Raw genomic sequence first — 14,929 nt, forward strand, 5'->3', positions numbered from 1 at the left:
TGATCATTTTTAAACCATTCTCAAACCTGAAGTCTGGCGGATATATTCTTACTTCTTCCCTCAGCAGCTTTTTGTTTCAGCTAAAACTCTTTTTTTAAAATCATCCTCTATTTCTTCTAATGTATGCTCCCTCGCTAGTGTCCGAATTTCTTGTAGTGCCGGAACATGATATTCGTATAGTTTTGCATAACCATTTATCCCCCCTGTTCTTCTATTATTGAACTTCTTAAACTCTGGGATATATTTACGCGCTATATTCAAATACGCATATAATTGCCTGGCACTAACCTGTGGCTTCATCATCGCCGCTACTTGTGGTCTTGTTAGTTCTTCATATTGGCAGATTAGCCCTCCTGTTTCCATTCTTTCTGCATCTCTTAGAACTTCACTGCATATAAAAATACCCGCTTTTAACTAGGCGGGCAAGTCGCAAATGCAACTAAAATATCAAAAAAATTTTATAGGCAAGATTTTAGCTGCTTGCCCTGACTTGACCATTTTTCGTCTAAAAGACTGCACGCTACGTGAACAACGTTTTGAGGGTTTCGCTTAAACTTTCCTTTCATTCCCCAGCAGCGAACAGTATAGTCACTTTCGTATCCGAGGACAGATGCAAGTTGTTGATAGCTTAATTCCCACTTTTTCTTAAACTCTATTGGGTGCATAGTATTTATTTAGATACTTGCATGATTTATTCTCTATTTATAACATAAATTATTCAGCAATTATCGCCATTTTACATTTTTAAATACTTGAAAATATCAGATTTGTTTATCTTAATCTTTTTGTAAATCTCATTAGTTTTTATTAGTATAATTCTGTTGTTTTATATTTAAATCTCAGTCACAAAATCTCAAATATAAATCAAATATGATTCCTACAAAAGTAAGGTTCTCTGATTCGGATAAGGGAACAAGAAATAGAAAAAACTATTCCCTATTCCCTATTCCCTCTTTAACAGTGAATAGTCAACAGTTAAATCCTGGGTTTAAGCCTACGCCGATACGCAGATCGAGTGAGGCTTCGCTGAACTCCTGGTAACTGATAACTGTTTACTGATTTAATTAGCAAGCTTTAATTCTTCGCGCCCTTTCGAGTTCACCATCTTCATCAAGTGCTGATTGAGATAGCTTTGAGCCGAGACGTAGAGACTGTCCCAAATCTCTGGATTGCGACAGATTTTGCTTCCTACTGTATTAAGAGCCAATTTCTCCGACACCAAGTATTTTTTGTAATAGTTTGTCCACAAATGTTGTACAAAATCCTCAGCAAACTCATCGAAAGGTATTATCCAGTTGTACTGTTCATCCAAAAACACCCGGTAGGCAGCAACAATGGGCATAGCAATATCCGCCGGCGCACTAAACCCAAAAGAATATCGACTGTCAGGCAGAAGCGTATTTTTTCGTGTATCTATTGATGCCAAGTCATTCACTCCCTTTCTTCTGGGGTTCGTGATATGCTCCTGAATAATTTCAAATACTCTTTGCTCAAGCCATAAAGCTTTGGGTAGCAGAGGTAACAAAAGAGTCAATCTTTCTCTTTCCGCATCACTTAAGCTTGGTGTGTTGCTCACAGGAGGATGTTTGGTTCTCTTGTTAGATTCAGGATTATATCTGTTTCTGTCCAGGCAGTTCATCAATTTGATTAAATGATTCACATTGCACTGGGGACTTTTGGGCGCACCGGTTTGGTTTTGATAGTACGCGATGCGGAATTTTGTTTCTTCCTCTCGTTCCAGTTTGGCTAAAAACTGCTTGACAAATTTGTAATCTCCCCTGGCGTTCACTTTAGAACGTGCATCCACCGGGGCCGTTGTATTTGATGCCAATGCTATATCTTTGGCTTCTTCTTCCGTTAGTCCAATGTGGATGGTCACTTTGACCCTAGCTTCGGTTAGGTCATATTTATAATTTCTCGCTTGCTCAAACGCTAAAACTGTATGCCCTCCATTAATAATCCCGTCACTGCCACCCTCACACGCTTCTAATACCTCTAGTTCTAGTTCAGTTTTGTTTTTGGTGGGTTTAACCTTGTTGGCACACAGCACAATTCCACTGTGACGCTCAAAGAATTTTTCTGGTTGAGTCGTCACTGAGTCAAATATTTGTCTGTATGTCGCACTTTTTTTGTTCGGTTCTCTAATGTTGGGTTCTAAAGGTAAGTCTGTTGGGAAAGTATCTACATGGACGGTAGCAATCATGCAGTGGTTGTTCGCACTGACATAGTTGTCTATTTTCAACCGATAAATTTTTGGCATATTTTGTTTTTAAACAGCATACACAATTATAGTCAACTACCTACACTGACCTGAGTACAAGATAGCGTGTAGGCTTGCAAGCTGATTCTTGCAACGTAAGAGATGACTAGCCCATGAGCTCCTTCAAGGTATTATTAGTAATAGCCTAACTAGGCTGATGAAAGCAGCAGATAAAAAGCCTGTCTATGAGGAGACTTTTCTATGACGGGGATGAACAGTGACAAACAACTGTCGAGAATAGTTTTAAAAGGCTTCAAGTCTATCGCCAAATGTGACCTTGAATTATCCAGACTTAACATTTTGATAGGCTCTAATGGGGCGGGGAAGTCTAATTTTATTGGCTTCTTCCGCATGGTTGGACAGTTGCTTGAGCAAAACCTGCAAGTGTTTGTTAGTCGTCAGGGCAGTCCTGATGCTTTATTGCATTTTGGGCGGAAAACAACGGAACAATTAGAGTGGCAGCTATACTTCGGCAATAATGGATACTTCGCTACCCTTGAACCAACCAAGGATAATCGCTTGATGTTCACTCAGGAATCCTTTTGGTGCAACATGAGTGGTGAGTATCAAATAGGTAGAGGTCATTTCGAGACAAAGGCTTTGACCAGCACAAGAACGGGAATTGATGAATCCGTTTTAGAAGCCATGCAGCAGTGGCGCGTTTATCATTTTCATGACACTAGTGAGAGTGCCTACATCAAACAGCCTCATGGAATCAATGACAATGCTTACCTACGTCCTGATGCACGTAACCTTGCATCCTTCCTCTATCTATTGCGCGACACCTACCCAGTAAATTATCAAAGAATTGTCAAAACCATTCGACTTGTTGCTCCATTCTTTGGTGACTTTTTTCTGCGTCCTGCTCCACAAAACAAGGAAATTATTGAGTTGGAATGGTTTGAGCGGGGGCAAGATATTCCTTTCAAGGCTCACTTGCTTTCGGATGGCACGCTGCGTTTTATCTGTCTAGCAACGGTTTTTCTACAACCTGAAGACCTCCTACCAGCAACAATTCTCGTTGATGAGCCAGAATTAGGACTTCATCCTTATGCTATTACCGTGCTGGCTTCTTTGATGCGTACTGCCTCCAAACAAGTGATTGTTTCTACTCAGTCCGTCGAGTTGCTCAACGAATTTGAAGCCAACGATGTCATTGTTGTAGACCGTAATGAAGGGACTTCCTGCCTTCGCAGGCTGAATCAGCAGGAATTAGAAGCTTGGCTATTGGATTATAGCTTGGGTGAGCTTTGGCTCAAAAACCTCCTGGGCGGGAGACCTACACGATGATTCGAGTCAATATTTTCGTGGAAGGACAAACCGAAGAAACTTTTGTCAGAGAACTGCTCTACGGGTATTTTCTAGCCAAAAATATCTACCTCAATCCGATTCTCGTCAAAACCAGTTCCACTGGTAAAGGTGGTGTGGTGAGCTATGCCAAAATCAAGCCCCAATTAAATCGCAAGTGCCTGGAAGACAAAACGGCTATCGTCACTACCATGTTTGATATGTATGCCTTGCCTAATGATTTTCCGGGGAGCAATTCCATACCCAAAACCAAGGACCCATTTCAGAAGGCTGAACATCTAGAACGGGAGATGGGCAAGGATGTTGGTCACAAAAATTTTATCCCGAATTTGCTGGTACATGAATTTGAAGGGCTGCTATACAGTCAGCCAGACGCTTTTTCCCTGTGGTTTGATGAAGGTGTGGTGAGTATTCTACAAGCTGAACGTCATGCCTTTCCTTCTCCTGAACATATTAATGATCATCCACAGAAAGCACCATCCAAACGAATTCGTAATTGTTGCAAGGGATATGACAAAGCACTACATGGTTCGCTGCTGGCTCTCGATATTGGACTGGATACCATACGTCAGGAATGTCAACATTTTCACCAATGGTTATTACGTCTGGAAAATCTCATTTCCAGCTGACTGGATTTTGTGGGTTTGCAGACTAAGTGAAATTTTTTAACGCAAGAATAAGGGTTTGGGCAACCTTTGTTGCAGACTAAATGAAATTCGTGCGGACTAAGTGAAATTTTCCTCTTAAATTCGCATCCAAAGTATCGTGTGTCCTAGGAAAAAGGTATTAATCGGAGTTTATATCGTACAAAAGATAAGGGTTACTTATTTTGGGTCTACTGTGGTATTATTGGTGTCACTGAAAGCAAAAACTTGGAGTCAGCGCAGTTGTGGATCAAAATGTTCGGATTGCGGAAGCCACTATAAAGGCAACTTTGAAAGGGGCAAATGCCGATTTGCGTAGTACGGGAATATATCCAAATCTGAATTACCGGTCACAAGCATTCGATACGAACATTGAAGCAGATATATATCTGTTCATTCGCCTGCGGAAACTCTCGCTGACCCAACGCTTAGAAATGTTCATGGCTCATGAGCGTGGAGTCAAAAAACTTTGCCTGACAGGAATTAAATTTCGGCATCGTGGAGCATCTGTGGAGAAAATTCGTCATGAGTTTATCCGTGCTGTACTAGCAGAAAAATTTAGGGGTGATTTTCAGCCTCAAGGAAATGATGAAAAAATGTGGATTCAGGATTCGATAACGCTAGCAGCAGAGCTACACCAAATTTTTGAGTCAAATAATATTCTGTACTATGTCAGTGGTGGTGTTGCCGCTTCTTTACACGGAGAGCCACGTTCGACTCGTGATTTAGATTTGGTGATTGAAGTACAACCACAGAAAATCAATTTGTTGGTGGCAACACTTGAAGGTGCGGGGTACTATTGTCCGGCAGGCGCAGTTGAGGGGTTAAAGCAAGGAAGTGAACGAATGCTAAATATTACCCATACTGAAACTATTGCTAATGCCGACTTATATATAAGTGATGTTTCGCCGTTTTCAGTTTCCCAGATGGCGCGTCGCCAATTAATAGACTTAGAAGGAATACCTCCGTTTTGGGTGGCTTCGGCAGAAGATACCATTTTACAGAAATTGTGTTGGGGAAAAGGGAGTCAATCTGAAAAGCAGTGGCGCGATGTGCTGGGAATACTGAAGTTGCAGGCAGAAACTTTGGACTACACATACTTGACACAATGGGCAGAAAGTTTGGATTTGATTGATGATTTCTCTCAAGCATTCACCCAAGCGGGTCTATAATTATTCACTCTCTTTCTTAGGAAAATGCCATCTCCTGATAGTTTAGAAAAAAATTCCTTACCACCGATTAAACTCATCCCACTCGAAAATGAGCCGGCGGCATCTGCTAAGAGTGCTACAAAACTAAGTAGCATATCCAAAAAGATCACACCACCCACAGATATTCGATGGATAAAGGTACTGGAGTTTTTACGCAGCACCAATCTTGCGCCTAACAGTCGCAAAATGTATGAGCGCGAATTGAAGCGGTTTTTGGGATGGACACAACTGCATTACCATGAGCTACGCCCACGTCACCTGGGGTTATACAAGGAATATCTGCGCGATGAAGTAAAAACTGATTCAGGAAAACCCCTGTCAAAAAGCAGTATCAATGCTGGGGTTGCTGCGCTCAAAAGCTTCTTTAAATGGATGTGTTATACATATCCAGACATAATTGCAACTAACCCCACACTAGGGATTAAGCTAGAAAAAGTGCCTCTTCCACCAGCCCAAAGCTTAACTGATGAACAGGTGGAGCGAGTGTGGTCAGCTTTAGAATTATTGGGAGAAACAAAACAACGAGATACCGCACTTGTCCACATACTCAGCCACGGACTCCGCGCCGGGGAAGTTGTACAGCTAAATGTAGGCTCATTTGATGGCAAGCTGCTGTTTTTACCTGATACTAAAACTAATGAACCGCGCTTAGTGCCATTGCGAAAGGAAAGCAGAGAAGTATTAGCGGCGTATTTGCGATCGCGCTCAGTTGGGGGTGAAGAACTAAACAGCCTCACGCCGTTGATGATTTCGCATCATGCCTCATATAAGGGCGAAAGGCTCAGTTATCACGGGATTTACTTTGCTGTAGAAAAAATCGGTGAATTAGCTGGTATTGAAGATTTGCATCCCCATCAGTTCCGCCATACCTACGCCACTGACTTATTGCTGTTAGGCGTTGACCCCAGCCACGCACGAAAACTGACCGGGCATCAAAGCGAGAGAGCGTTCCGACGGTATACTCTGCGGAGTGAACAAGAAGCGGCGATCGCTGCTTACTATCGTGCAATAGGGGAAGAAGCAGAGTAGTCTATGCCCAAGCCATTAGACCCCAAATGCCAATTATGCGCGAAGCTACCAACAGCTAAGGCTAAAGTGCTGCATGGGACAGAAGGTGATGGCTGCTGGAATCCCAAAGTCTGTCATAATCGCCGTTCGTTTTACCGCCGACGCACCAAAGATGACTCGGCACAACTGGATAACATCACAGTTGAACCGCCAGAAACATATTTTGCCGTACTGTATTTATATAAAGAACCGGGGGATAAGCCATTGCACGCTTTGGGTGCAGAACTATGGCTAGGACAAAAGCCTATTTGTCGGTTAGAGCCAATCCACTGCTTTGGTCTAACTGCTGGTAAAATCCGCACCTATACAGATATGGTGTTGCAGGCTTTTGCTAAACAATATGGTGTTTCCCTCCACCAATATAAGGATATGTTTGAGATTAGCCCATCCCATTGCCCAGTCCGACCTTGCCCGTTACATCCTGAATTATGACCAGCTATCGCCAATTAACAATTTGGGATGTGCTAGATGAGATGTCAGAAGCTCCACCGACATCAACTCTTGCTCCCGTCTGGGATTGTTTAGATGCCGAGCTTGAAAGTTTATCTGTGGAAGCACAATTATCAACCGCCGCACAAGCCTTTTCCCAAATTGCAGATATTCTCAAATCCCGTGCTGATTTACTGTTGTCAGATGTCCGCGCTCAGAACGATACTTTGGGGCCGGTTGTCAGCACGGATATCTTTGCTGGGTTAGTGCGTACAACAATGCAGCTTGATTTGGATGACCTAATCGAAGAACCAGCACCGCAGACTTTTAGACCTCATGGGCCACATCAGTTTACTCATCCCTCTGAAAACAGTGATTCAGTCGCCGCGCCTGTTGAGAAAGAGAATGTCTTGGCAATGCTTGAAATTGAGACTGTAGAAGATGTTCATCAGTTGGCTGGTGATGAAGATGTCCAAAAATGGCAAAGTGCGATCGCTCTCTATCTTACACAAGTCAAAGATGAAATTACACTTCCCTTACTACAACGAGGATTGAAAATGCCGATGGTGGAGGTTTGGTTAGGATTGTTACTGGGTGGTTTTACATTGGAGCAACGTGGCGATTTTTATCACAGCGAGGCTGTCTGGGTAATCGCTGATTTTCCTCAAAGTTCGGCTCAACCCAGCCAGTAGAGCCTAACCTTCACAAATCAAAATCCAGGGTAAATGTGTCGCTATCTGAATCTTCTGTTGTTTCGAGTGTCGGTGCAGTTAGAGAAGGGTGCTGTGGTTGGTTTTGGTTTGTCGTCACAGGGGTAAACACTGTTGAGTGGGGAACTGCTTGTTGCATGGGGAACGCTCCTTTTTTAAAGGCAAAATAGCAATCGATAATAAAGTAAAGCGTCTCTAGATAACTTTTATCTAGGTATTGTGATTCGGCATATATCCGTTCCCGATAACTATCTTTGATGCGGATTTTTTCTGGGGTCTTGTCTTGATTCTCTGCCATTGTTTTCACCTACCCATTCTTACTAACAATCGCTTTTGCCATTGATAGCAGTCCAAAGGCATTCGCTTCTACTGGATTCTCCAACACTGTGAATCCGTTCTTCTCTAGCAGTTTCTTCAGCCCAGGTAACAGACACCCTCCACCAATTGCCCAAATTTCATCTCCAGTGTGTTTGGCATCAAGTGCCATACTCACTATTTTTTTCAGGTATTTCTCGTACCAATCTTTTAAACAAGCACTATAGATATCTTTGATATCGATGTCACGACTATATCTGGTATGCCCCATTTCCAGACAATATCTAATCTTCGATGGCTCTCCGACTTTTCCTCCATTCAGATGTTTCATTTTTTGGGCAATTTCATCGATGAGAACTTCTACACCTATGGGGTAGGGGGTGTGAACTTCTCGCTTTCCTTGGCTGTAACGCGAATATAGTGTTGTGCCATTGCCAAAGTCCAACACTGTTAATTTTTTGGGAAGTGACTGCCCATACAATGCGCCTATCCCCTCTGGTACTACTTTCAGCACTTCTATCTTTACTAATGATGCTTTCCCCGCCAGTATTGGCTGGTATTCTCCATTTAATACTTTCTTCAAATTCTCTGCTAGAGCTACATCATGTAAGCTGACTACTAATTTTAAATGCCACGCCTTACGGTGTGGCAGATGTGCTAATGCTCCCAACAATGTTGTCAGTGCATTCTTGACTTTGTTTTCATTGCTATCTGTGTTGCGCTCAAAATGATTTCCGGCTCGGAACGCTGATTCCCCAACTGTGTAAGCATTGCCATTGAGAATTACTCTTCCTGGTACATCTTCCATTTCTGCTGTGGAAATATAGCTGGGGACGCGCACTACTTCAAAGCCATCCACTAAAAGTTTTAGACTGCCGTAACCGTTATCAAAGCCTGCCGGAAAAATTTTTTGTAAGTTGTGAATATTTGACATGGGGGTTAAGTGGGGTACAAAATCTTGCTGGCTCTAATATACCCTAAGCATCCCCTAAATATACCCTATATAGGGGCTATTTTTCCCTCATAATTCTATTTTATTCTTAGGGTATATATGACCCCTATATATACCCTACTAGGGTGTTACAATTGAAAACTCGGTTAATCTGTTTTTTTGGACGTTACAAAAACAATGTTGAATGACAGTAATTTTTAAACAGAAATAGATAGCATTTGCCATCATTAGGGTACTTTCATGCAATCAATATTGTCGTATTTTAAAATACGACACTCAACGTAAATAAGGCAGAAGGGAAGAATTTGAACGGAGCTTGGTAATTGGTAATTATGTGGGTTTCAAGCCCCCGCTAAATTCTCAATTTAGCGGTCTTCCCTACGGGACGCTACGCGAACGCGTAGCGTCCCGCAGGGAACAATCAGTGGTGGGTAGCCTACGGCAAGCAAGCTACAAGCCCCCACTGATTGCAATTGCGTTAGCGTAGCGGGACGTTAGTCCATTGCGAATTGGTTTGACTCTCACAGTTATTCAAACTGTTGCTGAGAGGCAGAAGTTTTCAATCTAACTTTTCTAGAGATAGAATACATACGTCAGTGGTTTTAAGACCCACGTTACATCGAAAATTTAGCTGTCTAAAATAAGTGGTAAGTCTGTCGCTTGCTTCTCTGAAAGGGTATTCTGACTTCTGAACCCTTCTTCAAAAATTTTAAATAAAAACAATGTATGATAATTGTGACTTTTCCGGGGAAGTTCTAGAAGGCCTATGGACTACATTCCTCTTCTCTACGTTCTCTCCGAGAGGCTACGCCAACGCGGAGCGTGTCGTAGACAGACGCTACGCGTAGCTTGCTTCCACGAAGTGGTACGCTAATGCAATTAAGGCTTATACAATAACTTGCTTCCAGTAAAAGACCCCTCTGCACAAAAGTTTCTTCGTTGCCCACAACCTTATATCTAAAGGGGCTTGCTTACTAACAATATCTAATGCTTTCCATTGAATGAGGTATTTTGAATGACACAAATAGTTATTGCAGTTCTAGCAAATGCTGGTGGAGTTGGTAAAAGCACTTTATCTGTACATTTAGCTTATGAAGTAAGTCAGCGTAAGTATAAGGTAGCAATACTAGATTTAGATCCACAGCGATCGCTCGATGTATTTTGTGGCTTGGAAGCAGCCGAAGCAGAAAATACAACAGTCAAAGTTTTATCAAAGGATTTTAAAGGTGACTGGGTTTTAGCGTCAGCATGGAATGAATCCAGAATAGAAGTTTGTCAAGGACATCCATCACTGGCAGACATAGCCAATGATTTAGTAATTCGCAAGCGAGGAGAATATACTTTAGCAGACAGGCTACAAAAATATCCTTTATCACATGATTTGGTAATTATAGATTGTCCAGCCACCTTGGGGATGCTTAACGTAAATGCTTTAGCGGCTGCAACTCATATTTTAGTGCCGATACAGCTTGAGATGAAAGCAATTTCAGGTTCTGCGGAGTTGGTTGAATGGTGTATTAACACTTCTGAAGAACTACAGTTAGATCCCAAGCCTCCCATTTTGGGTTTTGTACCGAGTATGTACGATGAAGCTGTAGCAATGCACAGGCAGTATTATTTGCAACTGCCAGCAATTGCAAAACAGTTAGATATTAAACTGTATCCAAAAATTCGTAGTTCTAATGAATTTAAAAATGCCAGCGCGCATGGACTACCTTTGCACAAATACAGAACTAAACATCCGGCTTGTAAAGATTTCCAGCAAATTGCGGATGATGTGATTCAATTGATCAAAAACAAGTGAGGAAGATTAATGGCAAAAGTTCTACCCCAAATAGGCGAAAAGTTCAAAGGAGCAGTTCAAAAAACTGACCAAGAAAAAAAAATTGTTGAACTGCAAGCAGAAATTGAACAACTTAGAATCAAGCAATCCCCTGAACTTGAAACTGAGTTACGAACCTTAAGAGAACAACTAAAAAACCATTCGGGGGAAGTAGAAATTGATCTCGAATTAATTGACCCTAATCCGAACCAACCCAGGCAAACTATCACTTCAGAATCCATTCAAGCTAAAGCTCGACTGCTACAAAAACACGGACAGATTACACCAGTCATTCTTGTAGTGCAGGAAAATGGTCGTTACATATTGCTAGATGGTCAATTACGTACTGAGGGAGCAAAGCTAATAGGATGGAAATCAATCCGGGCTGTTATCGTACCAATGCCCCAGGATTTGACACAAGCATCACTAATTACCTTTTTGGGATTTGAAGATTTAAATCCATTAGATAAAGCCGAAGCTATAGTTCAAGAAATCCATAAATCAACCGAACTGAATTTGGAAGAAATTTCTACAGCACTAGCAACTGTCCTCAAACGTATAGAACGTGATGGGAACAGCAAAGACTTGACAAAATTAGTGGTTTTAAACACAGATGAGCAAAAACTAGGGTTAGAATCACTAGGTGTAATAGGTGAAGAACAACATTTGTTTTTAGCATTGCTAGAGTTGGGATTAAATCCTGCTTCAGTCAAATCTAATCTGATGCCGATGTTATCCTTACCTGATGATTTAAAAAATACTATTCGTCAGATGGGACTGAAAGGAGCGCACGCCTTGGCACTATCAACACTATCTGCAAAAGCTTTAGATACATCTGAAGAAAACGCTCGCAAAGAACGTATTAACATTACAGAAAAAGTTTTAGCAGAGAATCTTACAGTACCAGAAACACGCGAACTTATTAAACAAACTAAAGCTAAATATTTGACGCAAACTGAATCAGACTCAAAAGAAGTAAAGTCTATCATTCAAAAAATTAGCCACCTATCAGAGACATCCTTAATTCATGCAAGTAGTAAACAACTTCAAGAACTAAAAACACTTTTACAACAAAAATTACTTGAAATTGAGAATTTGAGTCAGCAAAAAAATCTTTAGATAGTATTTATCAGTTAGGACAATAGGTGGAAGACTCCCAATACGGTTCGGATAAAGTTAATAATTGACATTATTCTTAAGAACAGAACATGGGTGACTCAAGAACCCACATACTTCCTTAAGGCAGTAGATGTAGCACCAACACCAATTAAAATTGCCCAAGCATCAGGTAGTATCGTATGCCTTTTTGAAGATTATGTGGGAGTTTGAGATGAGGAACTAGTTTAGCGTCTTTACCAGAGAAAACAAAAGAAATATATCTGTGCTAATAGACCAACGACACCCTGCGGGACGCTGCGCGAACGCGCAGGGAACGTAGAGAAGCGACTTGACTTGACTTGACTCAAGAACAAGAACGATTCCTGCAATATAATATCCCCATGACGTATACTTTGCCTGAATTTTAAAACACTAAAAAGACACAGAATCAACACCCTAGCCCAACGCCCAGGCGATAGCGTTCTGCACCAATTGCATCTTGAATTTTGGCAGCAGGAGACCAAAATCTGTAATCATAGTCTCCTGCTGCACAATAAGCAATCAGATCAATTTCACTCGCTGTAATTTTTGCCTTATTAATAGCTTCTAATGCGGCTTTAATTCCCATATCACATTGTGGAACTGAACACGACCGAGACGAGAACGCAGCAAAAAATATAAATAAAGTCGGGATAGGGCATTGCCACGACTCTAAACGGACGCAGAGACGGAGTAAGACTACTTCAGTAGCATCTGTCAGCGAAGCGTCAAGAATCACCGCACCTTCAGGTCGGTGAGTATGTCAATAGTCGGATTGTAACGCTGCTTGCAACCTCTGCTGCAATATTTGTCTCAACGCCATTTAATTTGTCACCGTACAGCTGATCCGGCAAGCACTGTAGAAGAGGTTTACAGAAAAAATAGCTACAACTTAGCTTAAAATAGTGGTTCATCTGCAATTAATTGATACTCAGTTATTTTTTTACTGGTATTTTGTGCCTACATCTCTAAAGGTGAGGCTATATATTATCTATGCACTGCCAAATTCAACGCCAACTAACCATAGCTTTAGAAAATTATCCCGGTCGTCTAGCTGCGATGAGTAGCGCGATCGCAAATCAGAATATCAATATCGAAGCAATATCACTAATTGATAATATTGAGCAAGGTTTGATTCGGATAGTTGTTAGCGAACCCGATAAATGTAAAAAATTACTTATTTCTGAGGGATTTTACGTAATTGAGGCAGATATCATTGCTGTGGAGATTACCGATGTTAATGGTCAATTAGCACGATTAACCCAATCGCTCACTAGGGCGAAAATTAACATTGAATATACTTATGGTAGTTCGACTCGTCCGGGAGAAAAAATGCACCTCATCCTGAAAGTTTCCGATCTAGATAAAGCATATCAAGTCATAGCTGCAATTGAGGAGAGCTAACAGTGGTTTCCCTAATCAAAGATAGTGTGGGAATCCTACCTGCTGGCGCACTAGGAGTCAGTTTTTTTTATCATCTCACTCAGCAACTTACACAAGTAGATGATCGAGTTTATTTTCTGGAACGACAAAATTCCAGTAGCTCCCAGAGTTTGAAAAAAAGCGGAGAAATTGCGATCGCAACTAGCGAAACTATCAAATATTTCCCCACTGCTAAAATTCTGAAACCTGACCTCCTTAGCTGCTATAAGTTAGGTTTTTTGCCAGAAATAGTCCTTATCTGTCCTAATCCCGACCAACTTTTAAGCATCATTAGCACTGTTGTCGAATTACTCATCCTCATATCCGAACAAGGAGAACTATCACAACCAGAACTACCATTTCCCTACCTTGTTTTATCTTCCAACGGCATTTACTTTCAACGCTTTCGGCAAATTTTCATTGAAAAAATCGAAGAAGCTACTCTATTCGGTCGTTTAGCCGACCTTTGGCCTGATATTATGCCTCGAATCGTCTCCCGATTTTTACGAGGAGTCACAATTCAAACTGGTGTACGGGAAGGTAGCGAAGGTAACACAATTTACCGACCAGGGCCTAGAGGAAGAACCCAAATCACTGGCGGAGACATCACCTCACGAGAACGTTGTTGTGAGATTTTAGCCGGAAAGGGAGCATGGTTTGAACTTGCTCCCAACATTTCTCCTACCCGTATAGAATTTGATAAAGCCCTAGCTAACCTCAGCACTAATTTACTAGGGCAATTAATGTCAATCGATGCTCAAGGTAAGTTCAAGGTTTTAACAATCGGTGAAATATTAGCAAATTCTCATCAACCCGAAATCCGCGAATTAGCTTCCCATGTATTTAAAGTCGGACAAATGATTAAGGTTTACGGAAAAGATGAAAATTTCGAGGTAATTCTCGATCAATTGATGGAAACCTGTCATGCTCATGAATCTCATATTCCCTCTAGCTTACAATGGCTAGACACCAAAATACGTCTCTTAACCTTAGAACCTGAAATGACACCCACAGAAGCTTGGTTGCTCGAACCATTAATTCGCTATGCAAAAGCCTCTGAACTTGAAGATAGTGTTAATTATTTTGAAAGCTTGAAAAATCAACTAATAGAAAAACTCACCCTCGCAACCAACAGAAATCGTTAATTATATAAGCGATTACATCGGTTGTGGTTTGGGTACTTTGCATCATCGCTCTTCCTAACTTTTCCTGCTCCGAAAAACTTATCTAAACTTACTCAAACTTGTTGATTAGTTTAGCGTTCTCTTCCTGCTTCGCGACGCTAGCGCGAACAACCAAGCATCAGCGACACCCAGTGTTTTGAGAATGATTTTAGCGATCTGCTCAGGGTAATCTGGCTCTGTCTGTCCTGACAGAATGCTACGCATTGCCATCAGCCCTGTTCCCAAAATCAGATCGATTGCTGCCTGTAAGCTATCAACCTGAAAACGGTTCAGTCGTATACCAGGTTCTAGGTCGGTCATCACACCTCTTTCTATTGTTTCACTCAGTGGGGCTGCCACTAATCTAATTCGGACAATCACCCATCCCCAAGTAGAATCCTGAATCGATTGATGCCGAAATCTTTTGATTCATCTGATCACTTAGAGATGCAGCAACCGCTCTTAGCACATCCTCTCGTTTTTGGGAA

The 14,929-nt window shown here is 41.5% G+C and carries 16 protein-coding genes and 1 pseudogene; 11 read left to right on the top strand and 6 right to left on the bottom strand.

Translation table 11 applies throughout. The features are described from left to right. Positions 1–60: 60 nt before the first annotated feature. Both L6494_RS28395 and L6494_RS28400 read right to left on the bottom strand, forming a co-directional pair. Positions 61–363, bottom strand: coding sequence for a hypothetical protein (locus L6494_RS28395; RefSeq protein WP_237996701.1), 303 nt, complete (start codon positions 361–363; stop codon positions 61–63). 697 nt (positions 364–1,060) lie between these two features. Beyond that, the gene (locus L6494_RS28400) at positions 1,061–2,260 is read right to left on the bottom strand and encodes an AIPR family protein (protein WP_237996703.1); all 1,200 of its coding nucleotides are present in this window, start codon (positions 2,258–2,260) and stop codon (positions 1,061–1,063) included. Between the two features lie 201 nt (positions 2,261–2,461). On the opposite strand from L6494_RS28400, the gene L6494_RS28405 reads away from it, so the two are divergent. The 6 genes from L6494_RS28405 to L6494_RS28430 all read left to right on the top strand — a co-directional run bounded on the left by L6494_RS28405 (position 2,462) and on the right by L6494_RS28430 (position 7,612). Further along, positions 2,462–3,550 (top strand): AAA family ATPase, encoded by a 1,089-nt coding sequence (locus L6494_RS28405; RefSeq protein WP_237996705.1) that lies wholly within the window; start codon positions 2,462–2,464, stop codon positions 3,548–3,550. Beyond that, on the top strand, positions 3,547–4,197 hold the full coding sequence (locus L6494_RS28410) for a DUF4276 family protein (protein WP_237997236.1): 651 nt from the start codon (positions 3,547–3,549) through the stop codon (positions 4,195–4,197). The genes L6494_RS28405 and L6494_RS28410 overlap by 4 nt, the downstream gene beginning before the upstream one ends. A 326-nt stretch (positions 4,198–4,523) precedes the next feature. Then, positions 4,524–5,384 (top strand): hypothetical protein, encoded by an 861-nt coding sequence (locus L6494_RS28415; RefSeq protein ID WP_237997336.1) that lies wholly within the window; start codon positions 4,524–4,526, stop codon positions 5,382–5,384. A 24-nt stretch (positions 5,385–5,408) separates the two neighbouring features. Then, positions 5,409–6,452, top strand: a complete 1,044-nt coding sequence (locus tag L6494_RS28420; RefSeq protein WP_237997245.1) for a tyrosine-type recombinase/integrase — start codon at positions 5,409–5,411, stop codon at positions 6,450–6,452. A gap of 3 nt (positions 6,453–6,455) precedes the next feature. Then, entirely contained in the window at positions 6,456–6,923 is a 468-nt protein-coding gene (locus L6494_RS28425) for a hypothetical protein (RefSeq protein ID WP_237997248.1), read from the top strand. After that, on the top strand, positions 6,920–7,612 hold the full coding sequence (locus L6494_RS28430; protein ID WP_237997250.1) for a hypothetical protein: 693 nt from the start codon (positions 6,920–6,922) through the stop codon (positions 7,610–7,612). The genes L6494_RS28425 and L6494_RS28430 overlap by 4 nt, the downstream gene beginning before the upstream one ends. A 10-nt stretch (positions 7,613–7,622) precedes the next feature. On the opposite strand, the gene L6494_RS28435 is transcribed toward L6494_RS28430, so the two are convergent. After that, positions 7,623–7,928 (bottom strand): hypothetical protein, encoded by a 306-nt coding sequence (locus L6494_RS28435; protein ID WP_237997252.1) that lies wholly within the window; start codon positions 7,926–7,928, stop codon positions 7,623–7,625. A 9-nt stretch (positions 7,929–7,937) separates the two neighbouring features. Beyond that, positions 7,938–8,879 carry a ParM/StbA family protein gene (locus L6494_RS28440; protein ID WP_237997254.1) on the bottom strand — a complete coding sequence of 314 codons (942 nt, stop codon included), beginning with the start codon at positions 8,877–8,879 and terminating at the stop codon, positions 7,938–7,940. A gap of 1,033 nt (positions 8,880–9,912) precedes the next feature. Here L6494_RS28440 and L6494_RS28445 point away from each other — a divergent pair. Together L6494_RS28445 and L6494_RS28450 are read left to right on the top strand one after the other, a co-directional pair. Beyond that, complete coding sequence (locus L6494_RS28445; protein ID WP_237997256.1) at positions 9,913–10,701, top strand: ParA family protein; 789 nt, start codon at positions 9,913–9,915, stop codon at positions 10,699–10,701. Between the two features lie 9 nt (positions 10,702–10,710). Continuing rightward, positions 10,711–11,838 carry a ParB/RepB/Spo0J family partition protein gene (locus L6494_RS28450; protein WP_237997259.1) on the top strand — a complete coding sequence of 376 codons (1,128 nt, stop codon included), beginning with the start codon at positions 10,711–10,713 and terminating at the stop codon, positions 11,836–11,838. Between the two features lie 427 nt (positions 11,839–12,265). Here L6494_RS28450 and L6494_RS28455 read toward each other — a convergent pair whose 3' ends face one another. Next, the gene (locus L6494_RS28455; RefSeq protein ID WP_237997260.1) at positions 12,266–12,445 is read right to left on the bottom strand and encodes a hypothetical protein; all 180 of its coding nucleotides are present in this window, start codon (positions 12,443–12,445) and stop codon (positions 12,266–12,268) included. Positions 12,446–12,449: 4 nt separating this feature from the next. On the opposite strand from L6494_RS28455, the pseudogene L6494_RS28460 reads away from it, so the two are divergent. The 3 genes and pseudogenes from L6494_RS28460 to L6494_RS28470 form a co-directional block, all read left to right on the top strand. Next, a pseudogene (locus tag L6494_RS28460) lies at positions 12,450–12,614 on the top strand (RNA-guided endonuclease TnpB family protein); the annotation flags it as partial. Positions 12,615–12,849: 235 nt separating this feature from the next. After that, positions 12,850–13,260, top strand: a complete 411-nt coding sequence (locus tag L6494_RS28465) for an amino acid-binding protein (protein WP_237997262.1) — start codon at positions 12,850–12,852, stop codon at positions 13,258–13,260. Positions 13,261–13,262: 2 nt separating this feature from the next. After that, the gene (locus L6494_RS28470; RefSeq protein ID WP_237997265.1) at positions 13,263–14,423 is read left to right on the top strand and encodes a hypothetical protein; all 1,161 of its coding nucleotides are present in this window, start codon (positions 13,263–13,265) and stop codon (positions 14,421–14,423) included. 105 nt (positions 14,424–14,528) lie between these two features. On the opposite strand, the gene L6494_RS31020 is transcribed toward L6494_RS28470, so the two are convergent. Then, positions 14,529–14,822, bottom strand: coding sequence for a hypothetical protein (locus L6494_RS31020; RefSeq protein WP_330911094.1), 294 nt, complete (start codon positions 14,820–14,822; stop codon positions 14,529–14,531). Between the last annotated feature and the right edge of the window lie 107 nt (positions 14,823–14,929).

It is taken from the genome of Nostoc sp. UHCC 0870 (assembly GCF_022063185.1).
Classification (GTDB): Bacteria; Cyanobacteriota; Cyanobacteriia; order Cyanobacteriales; family Nostocaceae; genus Trichormus.

What these genes read in the sequence shown, in the direction of transcription:
- L6494_RS28445 (WP_237997256.1), top strand. Translation starts at nt 9,913, where the DNA reads ATGACACAAATAGTTATTGCAGTTCTAGCAAATGCTGGTGGAGTTGGT.
- L6494_RS28395 (WP_237996701.1), bottom strand. Translation starts at nt 363, where the DNA reads ATGGAAACAGGAGGGCTAATCTGCCAATATGAAGAACTAACAAGACCA.
- L6494_RS28440 (WP_237997254.1), bottom strand. Translation starts at nt 8,879, where the DNA reads ATGTCAAATATTCACAACTTACAAAAAATTTTTCCGGCAGGCTTTGAT.
- L6494_RS28405 (WP_237996705.1), top strand. Translation starts at nt 2,462, where the DNA reads ATGACGGGGATGAACAGTGACAAACAACTGTCGAGAATAGTTTTAAAA.
- L6494_RS28400 (WP_237996703.1), bottom strand. Translation starts at nt 2,260, where the DNA reads ATGCCAAAAATTTATCGGTTGAAAATAGACAACTATGTCAGTGCGAAC.
- L6494_RS28435 (WP_237997252.1), bottom strand. Translation starts at nt 7,928, where the DNA reads ATGGCAGAGAATCAAGACAAGACCCCAGAAAAAATCCGCATCAAAGAT.
- L6494_RS28465 (WP_237997262.1), top strand. Translation starts at nt 12,850, where the DNA reads ATGCACTGCCAAATTCAACGCCAACTAACCATAGCTTTAGAAAATTAT.
- L6494_RS28420 (WP_237997245.1), top strand. Translation starts at nt 5,409, where the DNA reads ATGCCATCTCCTGATAGTTTAGAAAAAAATTCCTTACCACCGATTAAA.
- L6494_RS28430 (WP_237997250.1), top strand. Translation starts at nt 6,920, where the DNA reads ATGACCAGCTATCGCCAATTAACAATTTGGGATGTGCTAGATGAGATG.
- L6494_RS28410 (WP_237997236.1), top strand. Translation starts at nt 3,547, where the DNA reads ATGATTCGAGTCAATATTTTCGTGGAAGGACAAACCGAAGAAACTTTT.
- L6494_RS28455 (WP_237997260.1), bottom strand. Translation starts at nt 12,445, where the DNA reads ATGGGAATTAAAGCCGCATTAGAAGCTATTAATAAGGCAAAAATTACA.
- L6494_RS28450 (WP_237997259.1), top strand. Translation starts at nt 10,711, where the DNA reads ATGGCAAAAGTTCTACCCCAAATAGGCGAAAAGTTCAAAGGAGCAGTT.
- L6494_RS28425 (WP_237997248.1), top strand. Translation starts at nt 6,456, where the DNA reads ATGCCCAAGCCATTAGACCCCAAATGCCAATTATGCGCGAAGCTACCA.